Below are 19,251 nucleotides of genomic sequence, written 5' to 3' on the forward strand. Positions count from 1 at the left end.
AATAACAAGTAACTTTATTCAGCATCTTCTTGATCTTGTACGGCATTCTCAGCATTCGTGTTGTAATATGACTCCTCAATGCGCTTGAATGAGCCAGGCTCAACCTGATCAAGCGCCGAAGCAATTGTGTCTAAAGCCATCGCATAATCAAACTCTTGATTGTAAATCCGCTTGGCTTCATTAGCAGCACCAGCCAAAGTTTCATTACCATAGGTATAACGGTTGGCATATTGCAAAGCTTGTTCTGTTAACACGGCAGAATCACGTAGATCTTCGGACTTTTGAGTTAACGTGTTCAAATCTTCTTGTGTCATTAACATTTGTTTCGTAATGTCTTCGACGTTGATTTGCACTTGATTCAAGTTGTTTTTTAGTTTGACAACTTCATCCCCGACCATAGCGTAATATTCAGTATACGTCTTAGGTAGTCCTGGTAAATGTAGTTGTTCTACATCACGTTGAATACTCTTGAGACTTAATTCGAATTGCGTGACATTTTGCTTAGCAACTTTTTCACCTTCAAATAGGCCTGAGACACTGTTACTAATCTGATATTGCTTAGCTTGCATGTCATTTAAGCTGGCAATAATTTCATTGAACTCTTTAACAGTTTCAGTATAAACAGCCTGATGATCAGCAATTTCTTGTATGGCGATATCGTACTCTTTATGCATATCTGCCGTTTCAGATTGCATCCGCCGTGCATCTTCTAATTCGTGATGCGTCAGCACATAATTCTGACTCAGATGATCCAACGACATAATTAAGTTGGTGATCGAAATACTAGCGTTGTTCAAAAATTCAGAAGTCGATTTCTGCAACTGTTCAACTTCTTTTTTCGCATCGATTTCTTGTTGTAAACGATCATATAACTCATCAATCTGCGTCACAATCGCCTTATTATTCTGTTCAACTAAAGGTAAGTCTAACTTAGCTAATGCTCCTAAAGTCACGGAAATCTTGTTGTGTAACAAAGCAACCGTCTCTAAAATACCAGGCTTAGCAAAGTTGAAATGATCTGCGCGCATCTTCTCGTAAACGTCTTTGATTTCCTTTAATTGATCTGGAAATTCAACACTCAACTCATGATAACGAGGTGGAATGCGGACGATAACATCTTTAAGTTGACTAAGCTTTTGACTAATATTAGCTAAACCTTGCTTAGCTTCAAGATGATCACCTTGACTTGTTAACTTGCGGACTTGTTCAAACTGCTTGTCAACATCACTCAAGCAATCTTCAAAGGCATCAACAGAATTGCCGTAATCAAATGACTTTGTCAAAACTTCTTTACGCATTTCCCGATACTTAGTTGACAACTTTTCAATCTCAACTTTATTTTGCTCACTGCTCTTAACTAAACGATCCAGTGAATCTGCAACATCATTGTTCTCTGATCGTGCTTCTTCTAACTGTTGCGTGGTCGTTTCGATCAGCTTGTTAGCCGTCATCAATTTAAAACTTTGATTAGCTTGTTCGGTGTTGGTAATATTCTGATACAAAACCCCAAATTTATCGTTGATCAGTTTATAATAAACACCGCGCCACTTCTCAAAGCTCTTTTGACTTTCACCAGCGAGATTCATCGCTTCCAGTTGTTCGATGGTTTTATAGATTGGCTGATTCGTCATCTTTTCAAAATCATCGCTTAACTGACTAATTTGTTTCTCATTTTGTCCTCGTTTAATTGCTGCGTACAACACAACAGCCAATACGATGATCAAAAGTCCTAAGACTACAAAAATCCAACTTTGCACAATAAGTACACCCCTACATACAGAATAATTGCATTAACAGAGAAAATCATCCATAATAAAATATCTTTAACTAGAATTATAGCAGATTTAACAAGCAGTCCAAGATGTACTGAGGTAAAATATAAATTATTTAAGGTTAATTTAAGATGATGAAGCAGGAAGGAATCAAAATGGACAAAATTTTACTAGAACAATTCACCGCAATTTTTGCAGATGACGAGTATCGCACTTCTAACCACATCTCGTTGTTAGCAAACGCCAGTGCCTTTATCATGGAATTAGTGCCTGACTTAAACTGGGCCGGCTTCTATTTATGGGAGGATCGAACTGCTCAATTAGAATTAGGGCCCTTCCAGGGAAGATTAGCTTGTGCAACTATCGCCAATCAAAACGGTGTTTGTGGCACCGCCTTTGCCCAGCAAAAAGCACTTCGGGTCGCCAACGTTCACGAATTTGCCGGTCATATTGCTTGCGATACCGCCACTAATTCAGAAATGGTCCTTCCTTTAACTGTCGACGGACAAAAAATGGGCGTGCTGGATCTCGATTCACCCAAACTAGCACGTTTTTCTGAACAAGATCAAGAAATTCTGACGGCTTTAACACAAAAAATTGGTGCACTAATTAGCAACAACTAAAAGAATTACAACAAACGTTCCGGCTTCACCTACTTTAAAACGTGCTCAACGCAACTTGCGTCCCACTTCCAGATTTGTTATACTAGCCATTGTGTAGAATATGCAGCACAAGGCGGCAAGCTCGTCAACATTTACCAACTACTTTAGTTCAATTGCGTAACCCGCGGCTGCACGTGGCGAAGATTGCAATGGTAAATGCACGAATGTCAAACCTTGATCGTGTATTTTACTCCAATTATATTTTTTGGAGGATTTTTTAATGTCTAGATATACAGGTCCTACTTGGAGAGTTTCCCGCCGTCTTGGCCTTTCACTCTCTGGTACAGGTAAAGAATTAGCTCGTCGCCCATATGCTCCTGGCGAACATGGTCCCAACAACCGTCGCAAGGTTTCAGAATATGGTACGCAATTACGTGAGAAGCAAAAGCTACGTATGATGTATGGTATGACTGAACGCCAATTCCGTAACTTATTCGTTCGCGCAGGTAAAATTCGCGAAGGTAAGCACGGTGTTAACTTCATGATCTTACTTGAAGAACGTCTTGATAACGTTGTCTATCGTCTTGGCTTGGCAACAACTCGTGCGCAAGCTCGTCAATTAGTTGCTCATGGTCACATCACAGTTGATGGCAAACGCGTTGACATTCCTTCATACGAAGTTGAAGTTGGTCAAGAAATTTCATTACGCGAACGCTCACGTAATTTAGTTGTTGTTAAAGCAGCTTTGGAAGGCACAGTTGGTCGCCCTTCATTCGTTACTTTTGATGACAACACAATGACTGGTTCTCTTGTGCGTTTACCAGAACGTGAAGAACTCGAACCAGAAATCGACGAATCACTTGTCGTTGAATACTACAACCAAAAACTTTAATCTTAACGATTTTATCTTTCTGGTTATACAAAAAAGACTTCTCATTTGTGGGAAGTCTTTTTTTGTGCGGTTTTACTTCTAATGCGGTTTAACTTCTAAACTATTTAATACTTTTTATTAACACGCCATTCCTAGACTCACACAAAACCTTGATAAGACTCATAATGAAACCAATGACGAGGCCATAGAAGTGTACGAGGTCACTAATATCGACCACATTATTGAATGGCAAAGTTATCAAGGACAATATCGCCATCACATTCAAAAAAAGAATTACTCCCATACGTGCTCGAGAAATACCCGGAAACCATGGTTCGTAAAGAAGAATCAGACTTGCGCCAAGAACACCATTGATTGCCCCTGACGCGCCAAGCAATATACTGTCATAAGAAGTAACATCAAACCAAGCAGGATATGTTGTGAGCCATTTAGTCAACAAGTATGCTGTAACATCAGCAAAAAAGAATGCACCAATACCAGTACAAATAAAAACAAATAACGAAAATTTAGTTCCGAGGAACCTCTCAGAAGATAATCCAACTATTAACAGAAAGACTATATTCGCGACCAACGCACTTGAGTTTCCATTCTCCAACCAAATAGCAGTGAATAGCCGATAAAACTCCCCAGAAATAACTTTTTCACCAATGTTACCAAACGCACCCGCTGATTCAATGGATAAATCATTGAAATAGTTTAAAGCAAGATAAACTACCACTAATACCATGCAACACATTATTGTCGACAAATTTCTTTTAATGTAAAGACTTATTTGCATTCCCAAGTCACCCAAACTATAACATCATTATTATCTCACGATTATAAAAGCTTTTTAATGCTATGTTCTGACCAATTAACGTCGTGACTGCGGAAATGTTAACAATTTTCTTAAATAAATAGTCTGTTTGCTTATGAGTAAGAAAATATGAACTAGCAAGATTTTAGTAGAGACATAATTCTTAAGCACATGCAAAATTTGTGTCAATCTCCAGGTTGTTTAATTATGGTAAACTTTTTCGGTTAGTCAAGTGGCATTCCAAAAAACTGCCCCGTGACAAGTTTATAATCACTAGGCTGTAGCTGTGCAACAGTTGCCAATATCGCTTTGATGTCGGCAACGCTCGCTTTAGAACGAAAACGTAATCCCTTACCAGTACCAACTTCAGTAAGATAAGTAATTGCAGCATTGCCCTTCAATGCTGTAACTAAGTTTGCAGAATCCTGTCGTGGTTCAGAAAAAGTCAAAAGATATTCCGGACCGTATTCATTAAAGATACCCAATTTAGCCATGTTGTTACCTCCAAGTTTGTATTCCGAGATAATTATAAAATATTGTTAATTTATAAGCAAATACTACTAATAAGATTACGGTAGCAAAATAATGGAGCTGCTTGATGATTCACTATGAGAAATTTTAGTTACTTGCTGGCTGCATATCAGTTACTACGAATTTTCTATGTCTGCTCAATTCTATGATAAGCGTCGCAACGTCAGCTATTAACGCCGCATAGTAGCAAGTTATAGACCTAGAACTTTTTGAAATAGCATGTGATTTATTGGGGATTATTTTTCTCGCTAAACGTTGAACAGATACTCAAAAAGAATACTGGTAATATGAGACCCAGCCAAATCTGAACCCGATAATTGGAGAATCCGAATTATTTGAGGTTCAGTTCAAGGAAGTCTTTTTTTGTGCGGTTTAACTGTAACTTACATTGAAGGAATTAAGACGAAAACTAAAAAGGCGATCCAAACAAAGACGCCTGCCAGAAGTACACTCGCCAACCATACTAGTTTTTTATTTTTATTTCGCAATCCCCAAACAATTAAACCAATCAAGATTACTAAAGCAATGCCAAGATATTTTGTCATAATCTACCCCTAATTGACTAATTCACGCTTCATGGAGAAAACAGCTAGAAAAATTGCGCAGAAATATTTTTCACTTCTACCTCTGTGCAAAAATACGATTTACTATGGGCATAGTATCTCAATAAATCGGTGCAACTTCAATAGAGCAATCATGATTTATCTAATCATATACTTCTTAACAGCGATTTTGAAATTTCCCAAATTAAAGCCATTTAATCTTAAATAATGATAGACATCAACACAACTAATTAATGCCTCTGGTGCAATTAGTGCTACTACGCAGAGGGAAATCGAAAACATAACAAAGTTAAGTAATAACACAGGATTACCTCCTTGAACGATGGGAAACAGCAACTTGGTCCTTGGATAAACTCCTAATTTCTGTTGATTCGACGTTGTCGTAGGATAAAATGCTGAGTTGCATCCTTTAGCCACACCATTCTACTCGTCTAGAAATTTGATTAACCAGTACCGTGTAATTATTTATCAAGCTCAACCCAGTTCTTTCCTACTTTATTCTTGTCAGTACTTCTAATCCTTAAAATATCTGATCACCTTGATAACCACAGGCAATAATAAAACAAACCCTTCAAGAACTAAAACTAGAATTTGCAACCGAAAAGATGAATCCGGCCAAAATATTCGAAGCAACACCCAAATCGACAACAAAATCGCATACAGTATATGACAAATCTTGCTAAGCATCGCCAACTTCCTAAGAATCAGCGAGAAATTATATCTTTCTTTGATCAGCTACGGTGAAACGGTGGTAAATCGAGCATCATCAACTACACATCTATAGTTATACTTTTTTCTTTAATTATATTACGAACGGTCTTTAGCGTAGTAAAGAATTGCCATGCCCATAATAATCGGTATTGAAGCTTTATAAGCAGAACGAAATTCTGAAAAAACCCGATTTAATATCATGATAGCCAATCCAAATATTAAGAGTGTCGTAAAACGCCAATTAACATTTTTCCAAAAACTGATTTTCATGAACTCTCTCCTTAAAATTGAGCTTCTTAAAATTGACCTCAACCGACTTTTCCCACTTTAATCTGATCAATACTTCTAATCCTTAAAATATCTAATCACCTTGATAATCATGTACAACAATGAAACAAGGCATGCGGCAAGTGGAAATAAAATTCGAAGCCACAAGGGTGCACTCGGCCAGAATATTCCCAGTAACACCCAAATTGACATAAAAACTGCATTCAGTATAACGTCGACTTTTTTTAGCATTTTTGCCTTCCTGAAACTTATACCTTTCTTTGATCATATACGGTGAAAACGGCGGTAAATCGATTTCATCAACTACACATCTATAACTATATTTTTTTTCATTTAATTATATTACGAATGGTATTTAGAGTAGTAAAGAATTGCCATCCCTATAATAATCAGTATTAAAGCGACATAAGCAAAACGAAATCCTGAAAAAATTTTATTTAATATCACAATAACCAATCCAACTATTTTGAGTGTCGTAAAACGCTAATTGACATTTTTCCGCAAATTAATTCTCATGTGTTCTTCTTGGAATAAACATACTCAGTTAATCAGTTAAAAGGCAAAGCTTTATTATATTAATCACTAACAACGGACCGATAATCTAATGCTTAAAAGTCTTATAATTCTCGGTTATGATTCAGAACCGATTTTACCATTGATAATTAAAACGGATCGTATAAATTTAACATAGTCGTCAACAAGCTTAGCGATGAGAATATCGACAACGCAAGTAAAATCTATCCTAGATGATCCTTCATTTTCTAACTTTCTCTCTAAATTAAAATGAGATGAATACCTGCTATAAAGCAAACAAGCACTGGTAACCAGCCAGATCATGAATGCTACCAGTACTCAATATCGCCTTAATCACATATGCATTTTTTTAGTATGTGATTATTATGGTCGCGTCATATCAAACCAAGCACCAGCTCCATAATTCTTAGTTGAATATGCACCCTTATTTACTCTGAAGACAAGTTTTCTATTTGTATTTCTAGCCTGATACCTACTTTGATATTTACGAGTTTCCTGTGAGAATGAATAGTACCCATTAAGACTTGGCCTTTTAGGAAGTAATCCAGCGATTTCTTTATTTGCTACCAAGGTTTTAACACCTGTTGAAAAAGCAGTCCAAGATACACCTGACGCTACGACAGAAGCTACTAATGCTGGAATACTAGCAAGTAAAGCAATAAAGTTGGCTACACTATTCGGGCTCACATTACTTTCAGTAATCGTTATAATTCGTTCAATAAACTTAAATCCACTACACTATCTTTTGTCAACTAATTCTGCGTAAAATCCAGATAATGTCATCCAATAATATGGATACACATAGAAACCGGCCAAGCCAAAAGTAAAAATAACTAAAAATCCCCAACCAACAAAGCTTAGTTGTAAACTGAGAAACTGTAGTTTATGGCCTTCCATCAATCGCTGACTTTCATTTAGACAATCCATTAGCCCTGGCTTTAATCCGGTCAATCGTAGTTTGTCTTTATAAATAAAATAAGCCTGTGAATAAGCAAGGCCCTTGATTAATCCGGGAAATAAAAATAACATCCCCTACAGAAATGTGGAAATAAGCGTCAACAACCAAATACCAAGGCTCGGAAGAAAATATCGTTTTGAGAGTCCACTTAGTGCGTTTCTCCTACTTACAATACTGGCATCATCAGAACGATACCAATCTAAAAACGTAAAAGTTACACCAACCATCAACAGTGAGCAAATCATTATGACTAACAGTTCTAATAGAATGACAATAATAGTTGTTTTACCAAACGCCCACAGTATTCCACGAAATGTTGTAATATTCATAATTGCTACTGGATCGTTGAGCCAATCAAAGATGTGATTAATACGTAAATAAGCAAATAGAATCATATAGCCTAATAATATTGGGATGACTGCCAATTTTGCCCCTGCTTGATAATTCCTACGTAACCTTATTTTCGCCTTTCTCTTTAAATTATTTTGATAATTCATGGTAACCTCCCAGCATTATCTAATGAATTGAATCCAATGCCTATTTTCAAGAAAAAGTTTTGACATTAAAACGCCAAAGTTAGTTGTATATAACTAAATAAGAACGAACAGTGCACCATCATCATTATGAAATAATAAATTCTTTTCTCCTTTCTTTCAGTAATTTGCTTAAGCTACATCCAAATCATAGTTGCTTTTGGTATATCTGCCAAGCAAGCATTACTTGCACAAGTAAAAAATCCGCTTTCTTTGCTGATATCATAGCGTTATCAGCTAACGAATGTTAAACTTAAATTAGTTGGGAGGTCCTAATAATGGACTTGAATATTAATCTGAGAGAGGCGCGAAAACACGCTAATCTATCACAAGAAGAAGTTGCAACTCGTTTGAATATCTCACGACAAGCTATTTCACAATGGGAAAATGGAAAGAGTTGTCCAGATATCGACAATTTAAAGTTACTCGCTGATATATATGACATTAGCATTGATGACATGTTAAAAGAGAAGGCTAATTCAATCACTAAACCTGATGAACTAACGATTGAAGAACCTATTCAAGAAAGCTTAGTTAAAAGCGAAAATCCAACTGATGAGAGCATCATCTTGATGTTACTATCATGTGTTTTGTTTCCTATTGCACCGATTGGTATTGTTATTGCACCTTTCATTATTTGGCGCAATAAAAAAACCAATCGATTCTGGCGATTGGTTCTAATCCTTGCTATTTGTGTGTTGTTGTATAGTTTATTTGTAATGTGCGTTGGATTCGCGAATTACTTGAATTGGGGAATCACTAGTTACAAATGATGTATCTAGCTAACATGTAATGATCCACTACTAATAGTGGTGATGCATGAAACGCCACTAGTCGTAAATGCAAGGTTATAGATGGCTGCCCACGTAGCCTTCATAGCACTGTTCTTTTTCAGGCTTGATGATTTAAAACTTCCAATCGTTGCAACTGCATTCAACCCAGAAACGGTCGTAATCTTATTGCTCTTAACACCGACCTTATAGGAAACATGCCAACCTGCACCTTTCTTAGAAACGGTATACGTTTTGTTAGCCATACGTAAAATATTCTGGTCCTCAGAAACCGTGATTTCTACTGAATTGCCCTCTGTATCTGTCTTCGTTAATGTTTGGGTACCACCAATGGCAAGATCATAATTCAAAGCCGGCTGGTTCTCATCATCAACCTCTGCGAAAGTCGTTTTGGTCGATACGCAAATAAATGCTAGACCAATCACTAGTATTGAGATTATTTTTTTCATTTAATTGTCTCCTCATCATTATGTATTTGATTGTCATACAGGCTCAGTATACGAATAACCGTCAGCCTTGCAAAGCAAGCATTACTTGCGCAAGTGTGACTGCCGCTTGCATCTACCCCTTGCAAAAATAAATTACTCGTTATAACGGCATTATGGTCCAATGCGATCCTATTATAAACGTTAAAAAGATAAAGTTTTATTTCTTGTTTGATCTTGAAGATGATGTCGCGTACGCCATCATCAATCCTTGTAAAGCACAAATTAATCTTTCGTTTGGTCCGCTAATCTGTACAATGTGTATGTGTTTTGCGATTTGTCATAAACCACCACGCCCCAGTCTTGGTTAGGATTCTCAAACGTATAAGCCGCCTTGCCACTTTTGTATTTAATATTTGCTTGACGTGTTGGTTGCACAACAACTTTGATCGTCGCTTCCTCATCGGCAATTTGACGCCTTGTGATTAACATCGTTGAGAAGGCACCGATAAGAATTCCAATTACCAAAAACAGTAAAGCTCGATAAATTTTTTTCATAAACACAGCCTCGATTTAATTGAATTTAATCGCCACCTTATTTAAAAAGCAGCTTGATCATTTCCAATCAGACAACGCAATTCTCTTCGTCAGGAAGTATCTGACCACCAAAAATAGGGCAAAACCAATCACGCCACCAAATGTGTTCAACAAGATATCATTCACATCAAATAGCCTCCTACCTAGATAAAAGAAATTCATAATGAGTTGAATAAGCTCAATACATAAACTCGTACTAAATACTAACAGGAATGAAGATTTAAAAGTTCTAAATTCACCGCTTAATAGCGCCATCAAAAAGGACAGCGGCATTAACATCAAAATATTGCCGAAAATCTGGGATTTGTTTAATGTCGGCAACGTTAAAACATTAACACTAACCATCACCTGCCTGCCAAATGGTATTCGGTAAATTGTACTACCCGGCGGAAATATACTAATGGGAAAGATAGTAACCGAAATCAGGAAATATCCGTACACTAACAGTAACGTTTCGATTAAGAATCGGAGTTTCGTCAAATGCTTCGTTCTCATTTGCTGCCATACCACAATCACAAAGGCTAGGAAAAGCAGTGGCGCAACAATAATAGCGTTTAGTAGGTAGGGTGCACTGTACCCTTTATTCCCAATAATGACGATTGGACTCATCCCCCTTAATCGAATCTGTGATTGACTACGTCGGTCTGATTTAAGCAAATCATTTCTTGACATGTACGCTATTTTTAAGTAGCCGCCAAATAAAGTCACTCATCAACATTCAAATCATATCAAGTACGCGAGTTAAATAAAAGCAAGTATTGCTTACCACATGTCAATCAACACTTACCTTTTTTGATTAACTGCGTAAATAACACCGCCATTGTCACGATCAAGGGTATCAATCACACTGTCTGGTGAAAACTCGCTATCAACAAAAAAGATTGAAAGTCATACCTGAAGATAATCAGATACGACCAATCTTTAAATTACTGATTCAATCAAGTCAGAATTTCTAGAAACAAAAATGGCTCGATCTCAGTTGCGTACTGAGATCAAGCCATGACTACTTAATTTGAAATTTACATTGTCTAACTTTTCTATTACACTTCAAGAATTAACAACTATGCTTGTTTTTACAACACATTATCTTCTTTAGAACTAGAATTCAATTCAATCAGCTTACCCGTGTCAAGGTAAATAATCCATTCGCAGATATTTGTGACATAATCGCCGATTCGTTCCAAAAAGCTATCCACTAACATGTAATCCATACTACCAACAATCGTGGCTGAATCTTCTTGCATTTGCTTGATGCACATCTTGTAAATTTTGTTCGAGAAATCATCAACGAGTAAATCTTCCTTGGCAATTTCGCGGGCGCGTTTCTCATCAGACTTAACATAAGCATCGAGAACTTCTTCAACCATTTGTTTCACTTTAGTAGCCATTTGTGCGAGCGTCTCTTCGATCTCAGGCGCACGCGTAGTTCCTTTAACTCGAATCGTTGATTTGGCAATACTTACCGCATGGTCCCCCATTCGTTCCAAATCAGAACTTGCTTTCATCACCGTCACAATCATGCGTAAGTCGGTTGTGACAGGTTGTTGTAACGCGATCATTTCAAATGAGCGCTTCTCTAAATCGACTTCGCGTTCATTAATTTGAACATCGGCGTCGATCACTTCTTGTGCCAGTGCTTTATCATGATTGATAAAGGCATTAACTGATTTGTAAATGGCCTCATTGACCATCATGCCCATTTCAGAGAAGCGAACATGTAAGTCATTTAATTCGTCATCAAAATTTTGTCTAAACATTCATTATTCTCCTCACTAGCCGAAGCGTCCAGAGATGTAGTCTTCGGTTTCTTTATGTTCAGGTTGCATAAAAATATCTTTGGTTTGACCATACTCAATTAACTTGCCGCCTAAGAAAAATGCGGTGCGATCTGATAAGCGTGACGCCTGTTGCATATTCCGCGTTACAATCACGATTGTATAATCTTCTTTTAATTTTAGCATGGTTCGTTCAATTTTATCACTGGAAATTGGATCTAAAGCACTCGTTGGTTCATCCATCAAAATAACTTTAGGCTGCGTTGCCAAAACACGAGCGATACAAATCCGCTGTTGCTGACCACCAGAAACGCTTAAAGCATTATCATGCAGACGATCTTTAAGTTCATCCCAAATGGCTGCTTGTTGCAAGCTGCGTTCAACAGCCTCATCAAGAACCGCTTTGTCTTTCTCACCGGAGATCCGTAAGCCATAAGTAACGTTATCATAGATTGAAAATGGAAATGGATTCGGTTGTTGGAATAACATTCCCACTTCTTTACGCAAATCAACGGCGTTCATGCTCGGTGCGTAAATATCCTGACCATTCAATTTAACTGTACCAGTGACCGTCGTGTCAGGAATTAAATCGTTCAAACGATTAATTGTTTTCAACAGCGTTGATTTACCACAACCAGAAGGACCAATCACTGCCGTAATTTCATTCTTACGGAAATCCATCGTCACACCTTTTAAGGCTTCAACTTTGCCGTAGTAAAGGTGTAAATCATGAATTTGAATTAGATTTTTATCTTCAGACATTATAAACTCCTATGTGCATCAACCGATTACCCAAAATGACCAGAAACGTAATCTTCAGTTGCTTGGATTTTAGGACGGGTAAAAATCTTACGGGTTTCGTCATATTCCAAAGCGTCACCTAAGTGGAAAAACGCCGTATAATCACTAATACGTCCAGCTTGTTGCATATTGTGAGTCACAATAATAATGGTGTAATGTTCTTTTAATTCCATCAGTGTTTCTTCCAGCGTTGCCGTTGAAATCGGATCAAGTACAGCTGCTGGTTCGTCTAATAACAAGATATCCGGTTTCATGGCAATCGCTCGAGCAATACATAAACGCTGTGCCTGTCCGCCTGATAAAGCCAAAGCACTTTGATGCAAATCATCCTTAACCTGATTCCAAAGACCAGCTTGCTTCAGAGTTGTTTCCACAATTTCGTCTAACACTTTTTTGTTCTTTTCACCGTGACGTTTTAACGCAAAGGTGATGTTATCATAAATTGACTTCGCAAATGGATTAGGTTGCTGAAATACCATGCCGATATGTTTACGCATTTCGTAAACATCAACATCATCGCCGTTGACGTCAATCCCACGATACATAATTTTACCAGTAACTTTGGTTCCAGAAATATTATCATTCATTCGATTCAATGAACGTAAATAAGTTGACTTCCCTGAACCTGAGGCGCCGATTAAAGCGGTAATCTTGTATCGCTCAAACGCTAAAGACACACCGTGAATTGCTTCGTGGATCCCATAAGAAACATGAATGTCATCTGTCGACAACGCAATCTCTCGTTTACCGTCGTCCAATTCTTTAATATAGCGATCATTACTATCATAAGTTTTCATGAGCTAATTGCGCTCCTTTACACCAGTTAAATGAGCGTAGAGGCGATTACCCACATAACGCGCTAGGAAATTTAAAAGTAAAACAAATAAAACCAAGACTGCAGAAGATGCGGCGGAAACTTGAGTCGCATCAGGAATAATACCTTCTGAATTAATCTTCCAGATATGAACGGCTAAGGTTTCAGCAGAACGCATTGGGTTCAAGGGACTGGCAATATACAACGGATTCCAGTTACTAAAATCTAATGGCGGAGAACTTTGACCAGCCGTATAAATCAGAGCAGCGGCCTCACCGAAAATTCGACCCATGCCTAAAATCATCCCGGTAATAATACCAGGTAAAGCTGCTGGCACAACAACATGAATCACTGTTTCCCAACGTGACAAACCTAAAGCATAGCCTGCTTCACGTTGCGTGTAGTGAATAGCCTGCAATGAATCTTCAACTTTACGCGTTAATAAGGGCAAGTTAAAGACCGTCAAAGCCAAAGCGCCAGATAGAATCGAAAAACCAAAATTCATTTGAATTGAGAAGACTAAGAAGCCAAACAAGCCGACAACAACAGATGGTAACGAGCTTAAGATTTCAATGGCATTACGAATCAAACTGGTGACCCAATTCTTTGGTGCATATTCAGACAACCAAATTCCTGCACCTAGTGAAAGGGGCACGGAAATAATCATCGCCAAAACCAACAAGTAAATCGAGTTGAACAGTTGCACGCCAATCCCGCCGCCAGCTTGAAAGGAGCTAGACTTACCGGTAATGAAATGCCAACTAACATGCGGCAACCCGGTAATTAAAATATAGAGCAGTAAGAAGGCAAGGACAAAGATAATAAAGATCGAAATCATATACAAAACAACTGTGGCAACTTTATCCCATTTACGTGGTGTCATGAACGCATTGCCCCCTTCTTACCGATCCAACGAATCAAGATGTTAAAGATCAGTGGCATAATTAATAATAACAGTGCCAGCGACCAGAGCGCGTTATTGCTCAATGAACCCATTACTGAATTTCCCATGCCCATGGTCAAGACACTGGTTAAAGTTGATGCAGGGGAAATCAAATTTTGCGGTAATAACATGGCGTTCCCAATCACCATTTGTACAGCTAAAGCTTCACCAAATGCACGGGACATGCCAAAGACAACGGCAGTAATAATACCGGAAATCGACGCACGCAAAACAACTTTGTAAATCGTTTGCCACCTAGTCGCACCTAAAGCTAACGACGCTTCTCGATAAGCGCGCGGAACGGCATTGAGTGCATCAACGGTCATTGAGGTAACAGTTGGCAAAATCATGACAAACAAGACGAAAGTTCCTGATAAAATACCGAAGCCGCTACCACCAAAGAGATGGCGAACGAATGGGACAACGACGGATAAACCGATAAAGCCATAAACAACTGACGGAATTCCGACTAATAACTCAATGACGGGTTGGAGAACTTTTTTACCTAGTCGTGGGGAAATCTCCGTCATGAAAACCGCGGCACCAATCGCAAATGGCGTGGCAATAATAGCTGCTAAGAATGTTACGGAGAATGACCCAACAATCATTGGCAAAGCGCCAAGTTGGGGATTGCCCTGAGCATCTTTGGCAGAGGGATTCCAAACGGTTCCAGTTAGGAATTTCCATAGATTTACTTTATCTTCAAAAAAGGTTGCCAAGCCCTTAGATGCTACGAAATAAAAAATTGAAACGACGACGCCAATAATTATGGTGATACAAGCGCCGGAAATCAATTTACCCCAACGTTCGTTTTTACTAGCTCGTGAACGTTTTAAGAGGCTGACCCGAATTTCGTCATTGTTCATTTAATCGCCTCCACTTTTCCTGCTAAAGTACGACTAACTTTCATATCTTTAACTGGAATATAACCCATTGACGCAACAATTTCCCGTTGAATTTTATCTGATAAAATATAGGTCATGAACCGCGCTGTCAGTCCGGTTGGCTGACCATTCGTATACATGTGCTCATAAGACCAAATTTGCCACTTGTTCGTTTGGACGTTTTTGTCTTCTGGCGCAACATTGTCGACATTAATTGTCTTAACCGTCTTATCAACGTAAGGAAACGCCATATAACTAATCGCACCTGGTGTCGAGGCCACAATCTGCCGCACCATCCCAGTTGAATCCTGTTCTTGTGCTTGCATCGTGCTACGCCCCTTCATTACCCAACGCTCAAAGGTATCTCGCGTACCACTACCTTGTGCTCGGTTAATGATGACGATCTTCTGATCATGACCGCCAACTTTCTTCCAATTGGTAATATCACCTGAAAAAATCTGTGCCAGTTGATCAGTGGATAAATTTTTGACTGGAATATCTTTATTAATAACTGGTGTCACACCTACGACCGCAACTTTGTGATCAACTAGATGAGTGGCATCAATCCCTGACTTCTGTTCTGCATATAAATCAGAATTACCGATCTCAACTGAACCAGCTTGAATTTGTGACAAACCCGTTCCCGAGCCACCGCCTTGCACGTTGATAAACTCACCAGCGTTCTCTGCCGTGTAACGATCACCGGCTGCTTCAACCAACGGCTGCAGTGCCGAAGACCCAACGGCGGTGATTGATTGTCCTGATTGCTTCAATCCACAGCTTGAAAGCAAAAATACGAATGATGTTAAACCTAAAAACAAGATCCATTTCTTTTTCAAGTCTCATTCCTCCATAGTAACTAGTTACCAGTATATGGATGTCATGTAACAAAAAAGCCTGTTTATTGTAAAAATATTGTAAATTTTAGTGGACAGCGTCATTTCGATTGATCACCTTTAATTAACAGCAGTGAAAAACTATCTGTTATCTTGATTCAATGGCAAAACAACCGTAAAAATACTACCAACACCTAACTGACTCTTAACACTAACCTGTCCGCCGAGCTGATCAACCAAATTAGCAACGATTGCCAGACCCAAACCAGTGCCACCTTTATCGTGTTGATGTGAATGATCCGCACGATAGAAGCGTTCGAAAATTCGCGCCTGATCTTCAGTCGTTAAGCCATCGCCAGTATCTTTAAAATCAAGCTGTAATGCTGTTGCAGTTGTTTTAAGTGTTACCTTGATTTCGCCATCCTCGCGGTTATACATCACCGCATTGGTCAACAAGTTACGCACAATTTGACGAATTTTAGTCGCGTCAGTTAATGTGGGTGCCTGATATTGCTGTGCCTCAATTTTAACTTGAAGCTGTTTCTGCGCAATCTGATGTTGTAAGGATTCTGCTTCCTCACTAACGACTTCGTCAACATCGACAACTTCCCAATTCAATGGCCGATCTTGATCTGCTTTAGACAACAACAAGATATCTGCAATGAGCGCCTCCAAATGTTGTGCCTGATCACGAATAATCGTGATAAATTCTGTTGCTTTTTCGGGATCATCCTTGGCGCCATCTAACAGCGTTTCTGCAAAGCCGGCAATCGAAGTGACTGGCGTCCGCAACTCATGACTGGCATTCGTAACGAAATCGAGCTGCATCCGTTCGTTTTGTTTGATCTCGGTAATGTCATATAACATCACGAGCACTTTTTGCTTCGGTGTATCACCATCCTGATTAACCAGGGAAATAACATCTGCCTCAACGAAGCGACCAGCGTCACCAACTAACTGAATATCGCGGCGCCGATGCGTGTGTTGCAGTGGACTACGCAGTGCATGCTCAATCATGCGACTTAGTGCATAAGTCTTGACGTAATCGACATAAGTTGCTAATTGATCCGGCCAAATTGGCGTATTTAAGATTTCGCCGAGTGCGTGATTGACCATATCTACTTGGCCAGCTTCATCAATTAACATCACCCCTAAAGGCAAGTTTTCAATTAAAGACCGCAAACTTTGTTTTTGTAACTTGGCATCGGTAATTTGCAAGCTCAAAGTCGTTCCCAATTCGTTGACCTGAACTGCCAGCTCGAACAGAGGATCTTCCGGTGCCAAAATTATTGATTCCGGCTCTTGATGGTTTTCAACCGCCTTAACATTCTCGGTTAATTGTGTTAATTTTTGCGCTAAGATTTGACGGTGGCGAATCATTAACCGTGCCAGGAACATTAGGATCAACAAATAGATGATCGTAAAACCAATCCAAGTGCGCAAATAATCGGCGCGAATAGTCGTAACCGGTTGAACGAGAATGGCTTGGCCCTTATTGGTTTGCGGATCACTCACCAAATAAAGCCACGTCGTGCGGCCTTGATATTGCACTTTTGTAAAAGGATTTTTAGAATTAACTAAGTTGTGATCAGTCGCATTTTTCGCGACTCGAGCCAGCTCACTATTGCCTTCAGCCGGTAAATCTACTGATGACAACTTGAAATTCTTCTGCCAGCGGGCAAAAGTCTTTTCGTGATCACTAGTGACGACTTCGGCTTGATATTCTGCACCAAAATTTTTGATCTGTTGTTTTTGATTCGTTACCAAAAAGCGATTAACTAAAATCAAAACTAAAAAGTAAAAGCAAATCGCTAATATGGTTAACCCATAACGTCGTAACTTCAATTTATTTTTCAATATGACTAACCCCTAACCGATAACCGTATCCACGAACCGTTAATAGAAAGCGCGATTGCTTGGGATCGGCTTCAATTTTATCTCTTAAGTGACTAATTTGAATATCAACCATGCGACTCATAACTGCTTCTTGAGTTTGCCAAACATGAGCCATAATTTGTTCCCGCGTCACAACTTTATTTTGATTAGCGACTAAGTATGTCAACAACTCATATTCTTTTTTGGTCAGGTTTAAGTTTTGACCATTGCGCACCAAATGATGGCGATCAACTTCCCAACTGACTTTATCGAAGTAAACTGTTGTGGCTTTAATGGTCGCAACTGGTTCACTGCGGCGGCGAATGGCCTTAACCCGTGCTAGCAACTCTCTGGGGCTGAATGGCTTGGTCATATAATCGTCGGCCCCTAATTCTAGGCCGATAATCTTGTCAGCTTCATCATGTTTCGCCGTCAAAATTAAAATTGGTGTGGTGATATCTTGTTTGCGCAGACGCTTGGTGACATCAAGTCCATCTAGCTCGGGCAACATTAAATCCAGAATAATAAAATCAAACGAGCCTGTTGTTGCCTTATCTAGCGCGGTCTGTCCGTCTGCAGCTTCATCAACTTCATAACCCGCCTTTTGCAAGTTGTAAGTGATCAGTTGCCGGATTGCTGCCTCGTCATCAACAACCAAAATTTTCCTCATATAAAGCCCCTTAAGTCTTCGTATGTAATAAGGCGGAAACAACCATTTTACACACAATTATCTAATTTATAGTATAGCATGACCTAGCCAAGATTGTCTGATTGTAACAGTGTTGTGGAATATATTCTGCGCTGTTTCGTACTCAAAAATGTTCAATGCTAAAACTGCGATATTGCGCTTCTTCGTGCCTGCGGGAAATGCGCTGGTGGAACGCTGTGGGCTTGGTTTGAGCCAAATAAATTTGTCTTAAACTCAAGCTTTGTTATGAATGCTAAGACCTAAAACTGTTATATTGTGCTTCTTCGTGCCTGCGGGAAATGCGCTGGTGGAACGCTGCGAGCATTGGTTTGAGCCAAATAAATTTGTCTCAAACTCAAGCTTTGTTGTAAGTGGTAAACCACTAACAACAATTCCGCGGCTGACCGCGATTTCCCTCCGGCACTGACAAATACGCGTTAGTACGACTAAACTTCCAATTTATACTTTGCAAAATTGAAGGAAATCTACTCAGTTGTTAATTCAGCGCTTGTGCAAAGGTTGCTATCTTGTCTGTTAAGTGGCGGCGAAAGAATACCGCTCAGTAGATCGAGTAGGAAGTAATTGTAAATTACCGTCCTCTCACACCACCGTACGTACGATTCCGTATACGGCGGTTCAATA

At 39.0% G+C, this 19,251-nt stretch carries 22 protein-coding genes; 3 read left to right on the forward strand and 19 right to left on the reverse strand.

Features of this window, described 5'->3' with window-relative positions; all coding sequences use genetic code 11:
* Positions 1–14: 14 nt before the first annotated feature.
* Positions 15–1,757, reverse strand: coding sequence for a septation ring formation regulator EzrA (locus tag EKM65_RS04960; protein WP_164506829.1), 1,743 nt, complete (start codon positions 1,755–1,757; stop codon positions 15–17).
* A 170-nt stretch (positions 1,758–1,927) separates the two neighbouring features.
* Here EKM65_RS04960 and EKM65_RS04965 point away from each other — a divergent pair, with 170 nt between their 5' ends.
* Both EKM65_RS04965 and rpsD read left to right on the forward strand, forming a co-directional pair.
* Positions 1,928–2,395, forward strand: coding sequence for a GAF domain-containing protein (locus EKM65_RS04965; protein ID WP_125606213.1), 468 nt, complete (start codon positions 1,928–1,930; stop codon positions 2,393–2,395).
* 259 nt (positions 2,396–2,654) lie between these two features.
* Entirely contained in the window at positions 2,655–3,266 is a 612-nt protein-coding gene (rpsD, locus tag EKM65_RS04970; RefSeq protein ID WP_125606215.1) for a 30S ribosomal protein S4, read from the forward strand.
* 100 nt (positions 3,267–3,366) lie between these two features.
* On the opposite strand, the gene EKM65_RS04975 is transcribed toward rpsD, so the two are convergent.
* From EKM65_RS04975 to EKM65_RS04995, 7 genes are all read right to left on the reverse strand, one after another.
* On the reverse strand, positions 3,367–4,044 hold the full coding sequence (locus EKM65_RS04975; RefSeq protein WP_125606218.1) for a rhomboid family intramembrane serine protease: 678 nt from the start codon (positions 4,042–4,044) through the stop codon (positions 3,367–3,369).
* A gap of 242 nt (positions 4,045–4,286) precedes the next feature.
* Positions 4,287–4,556: a hypothetical protein gene (locus tag EKM65_RS04980; RefSeq protein ID WP_125606221.1), complete on the reverse strand. Its 270-nt coding sequence runs from the start codon at positions 4,554–4,556 to the stop codon at positions 4,287–4,289.
* Between the two features lie 420 nt (positions 4,557–4,976).
* Positions 4,977–5,138, reverse strand: a complete 162-nt coding sequence (locus tag EKM65_RS11225; RefSeq protein ID WP_164506830.1) for a hypothetical protein — start codon at positions 5,136–5,138, stop codon at positions 4,977–4,979.
* 825 nt (positions 5,139–5,963) lie between these two features.
* A complete protein-coding gene (locus tag EKM65_RS11230; RefSeq protein WP_164506831.1) occupies positions 5,964–6,137 on the reverse strand; it encodes a hypothetical protein in 174 nt (57 codons plus the stop codon).
* Between the two features lie 915 nt (positions 6,138–7,052).
* A complete protein-coding gene (locus EKM65_RS04985; RefSeq protein ID WP_125606224.1) occupies positions 7,053–7,376 on the reverse strand; it encodes a hypothetical protein in 324 nt (107 codons plus the stop codon).
* 51 nt (positions 7,377–7,427) lie between these two features.
* Positions 7,428–7,718, reverse strand: coding sequence for a DUF975 family protein (locus EKM65_RS04990; protein WP_125606228.1), 291 nt, complete (start codon positions 7,716–7,718; stop codon positions 7,428–7,430).
* Positions 7,719–7,721: 3 nt separating this feature from the next.
* Positions 7,722–8,144, reverse strand: a complete 423-nt coding sequence (locus tag EKM65_RS04995) for a hypothetical protein (protein WP_125606231.1) — start codon at positions 8,142–8,144, stop codon at positions 7,722–7,724.
* A 314-nt stretch (positions 8,145–8,458) separates the two neighbouring features.
* Here EKM65_RS04995 and EKM65_RS05000 point away from each other — a divergent pair, with 314 nt between their 5' ends.
* The gene (locus EKM65_RS05000; RefSeq protein WP_125606234.1) at positions 8,459–8,953 is read left to right on the forward strand and encodes a helix-turn-helix domain-containing protein; all 495 of its coding nucleotides are present in this window, start codon (positions 8,459–8,461) and stop codon (positions 8,951–8,953) included.
* Between the two features lie 5 nt (positions 8,954–8,958).
* Here the strand turns inward: EKM65_RS05000 and EKM65_RS05005 are convergent, their stop codons facing one another.
* The 11 genes from EKM65_RS05005 to EKM65_RS05055 all read right to left on the reverse strand — a co-directional run bounded on the left by EKM65_RS05005 (position 8,959) and on the right by EKM65_RS05055 (position 18,591).
* On the reverse strand, positions 8,959–9,420 hold the full coding sequence (locus EKM65_RS05005) for a DUF5626 family protein (RefSeq protein WP_125606236.1): 462 nt from the start codon (positions 9,418–9,420) through the stop codon (positions 8,959–8,961).
* A gap of 261 nt (positions 9,421–9,681) precedes the next feature.
* Entirely contained in the window at positions 9,682–9,954 is a 273-nt protein-coding gene (locus tag EKM65_RS05010) for a hypothetical protein (protein WP_125606239.1), read from the reverse strand.
* Positions 9,955–10,011: 57 nt separating this feature from the next.
* Complete coding sequence (locus EKM65_RS05015; RefSeq protein ID WP_164506832.1) at positions 10,012–10,602, reverse strand: VanZ family protein; 591 nt, start codon at positions 10,600–10,602, stop codon at positions 10,012–10,014.
* A gap of 464 nt (positions 10,603–11,066) precedes the next feature.
* Positions 11,067–11,750 (reverse strand): phosphate signaling complex protein PhoU, encoded by a 684-nt coding sequence (gene phoU / locus EKM65_RS05020; protein WP_125606244.1) that lies wholly within the window; start codon positions 11,748–11,750, stop codon positions 11,067–11,069.
* Positions 11,751–11,765: 15 nt separating this feature from the next.
* Positions 11,766–12,530, reverse strand: a complete 765-nt coding sequence (pstB, locus tag EKM65_RS05025) for a phosphate ABC transporter ATP-binding protein PstB (RefSeq protein WP_125606247.1) — start codon at positions 12,528–12,530, stop codon at positions 11,766–11,768.
* Positions 12,531–12,556: 26 nt separating this feature from the next.
* Complete coding sequence (pstB, locus tag EKM65_RS05030) at positions 12,557–13,366, reverse strand: phosphate ABC transporter ATP-binding protein PstB (protein WP_125606250.1); 810 nt, start codon at positions 13,364–13,366, stop codon at positions 12,557–12,559.
* Between the two features lie 3 nt (positions 13,367–13,369).
* Positions 13,370–14,266: a phosphate ABC transporter permease PstA gene (gene pstA / locus EKM65_RS05035; RefSeq protein WP_125606253.1), complete on the reverse strand. Its 897-nt coding sequence runs from the start codon at positions 14,264–14,266 to the stop codon at positions 13,370–13,372.
* Positions 14,263–15,192, reverse strand: a complete 930-nt coding sequence (gene pstC / locus EKM65_RS05040; RefSeq protein WP_125606256.1) for a phosphate ABC transporter permease subunit PstC — start codon at positions 15,190–15,192, stop codon at positions 14,263–14,265. Before pstC ends, pstA begins: the two co-directional genes overlap by 4 nt.
* Entirely contained in the window at positions 15,189–16,049 is an 861-nt protein-coding gene (locus tag EKM65_RS05045; RefSeq protein ID WP_125606258.1) for a phosphate ABC transporter substrate-binding protein PstS family protein, read from the reverse strand. The genes pstC and EKM65_RS05045 overlap by 4 nt, the downstream gene beginning before the upstream one ends.
* A 138-nt stretch (positions 16,050–16,187) precedes the next feature.
* Complete coding sequence (locus EKM65_RS05050; RefSeq protein ID WP_125606261.1) at positions 16,188–17,903, reverse strand: sensor histidine kinase; 1,716 nt, start codon at positions 17,901–17,903, stop codon at positions 16,188–16,190.
* The gene (locus EKM65_RS05055; RefSeq protein WP_125606264.1) at positions 17,893–18,591 is read right to left on the reverse strand and encodes a response regulator transcription factor; all 699 of its coding nucleotides are present in this window, start codon (positions 18,589–18,591) and stop codon (positions 17,893–17,895) included. Before EKM65_RS05055 ends, EKM65_RS05050 begins: the two co-directional genes overlap by 11 nt.
* Positions 18,592–19,251: the final 660 nt, after the last annotated feature.

This window comes from Lapidilactobacillus bayanensis (assembly GCF_003946695.1).
Classification (GTDB): domain Bacteria; phylum Bacillota; class Bacilli; order Lactobacillales; family Lactobacillaceae; genus Lapidilactobacillus; species Lapidilactobacillus bayanensis.

Bases quoted from the DNA above. Each gene is read 5' to 3' on its own strand.
- phoU (WP_125606244.1), bottom strand. From the start codon at position 11,750: ATGTTTAGACAAAATTTTGATGACGAATTAAATGACTTACATGTTCGC.
- rpsD (WP_125606215.1), top strand. From the start codon at position 2,655: ATGTCTAGATATACAGGTCCTACTTGGAGAGTTTCCCGCCGTCTTGGC.
- pstB (WP_125606247.1), bottom strand. From the start codon at position 12,530: ATGTCTGAAGATAAAAATCTAATTCAAATTCATGATTTACACCTTTAC.
- EKM65_RS11225 (WP_164506830.1), bottom strand. From the start codon at position 5,138: ATGACAAAATATCTTGGCATTGCTTTAGTAATCTTGATTGGTTTAATT.
- EKM65_RS05010 (WP_125606239.1), bottom strand. From the start codon at position 9,954: ATGAAAAAAATTTATCGAGCTTTACTGTTTTTGGTAATTGGAATTCTT.
- EKM65_RS05055 (WP_125606264.1), bottom strand. From the start codon at position 18,591: ATGAGGAAAATTTTGGTTGTTGATGACGAGGCAGCAATCCGGCAACTG.
- EKM65_RS05015 (WP_164506832.1), bottom strand. From the start codon at position 10,602: ATGAGTCCAATCGTCATTATTGGGAATAAAGGGTACAGTGCACCCTAC.
- EKM65_RS05005 (WP_125606236.1), bottom strand. From the start codon at position 9,420: ATGAAAAAAATAATCTCAATACTAGTGATTGGTCTAGCATTTATTTGC.
- EKM65_RS04990 (WP_125606228.1), bottom strand. From the start codon at position 7,718: ATGTTATTTTTATTTCCCGGATTAATCAAGGGCCTTGCTTATTCACAG.
- pstB (WP_125606250.1), bottom strand. From the start codon at position 13,366: ATGAAAACTTATGATAGTAATGATCGCTATATTAAAGAATTGGACGAC.
- pstC (WP_125606256.1), bottom strand. From the start codon at position 15,192: ATGAACAATGACGAAATTCGGGTCAGCCTCTTAAAACGTTCACGAGCT.
- EKM65_RS04975 (WP_125606218.1), bottom strand. From the start codon at position 4,044: ATGCAAATAAGTCTTTACATTAAAAGAAATTTGTCGACAATAATGTGT.
- EKM65_RS04995 (WP_125606231.1), bottom strand. From the start codon at position 8,144: ATGAATTATCAAAATAATTTAAAGAGAAAGGCGAAAATAAGGTTACGT.
- EKM65_RS04980 (WP_125606221.1), bottom strand. From the start codon at position 4,556: ATGGCTAAATTGGGTATCTTTAATGAATACGGTCCGGAATATCTTTTG.
- EKM65_RS04965 (WP_125606213.1), top strand. From the start codon at position 1,928: ATGGACAAAATTTTACTAGAACAATTCACCGCAATTTTTGCAGATGAC.
- EKM65_RS11230 (WP_164506831.1), bottom strand. From the start codon at position 6,137: ATGAAAATCAGTTTTTGGAAAAATGTTAATTGGCGTTTTACGACACTC.
- pstA (WP_125606253.1), bottom strand. From the start codon at position 14,266: ATGACACCACGTAAATGGGATAAAGTTGCCACAGTTGTTTTGTATATG.
- EKM65_RS05000 (WP_125606234.1), top strand. From the start codon at position 8,459: ATGGACTTGAATATTAATCTGAGAGAGGCGCGAAAACACGCTAATCTA.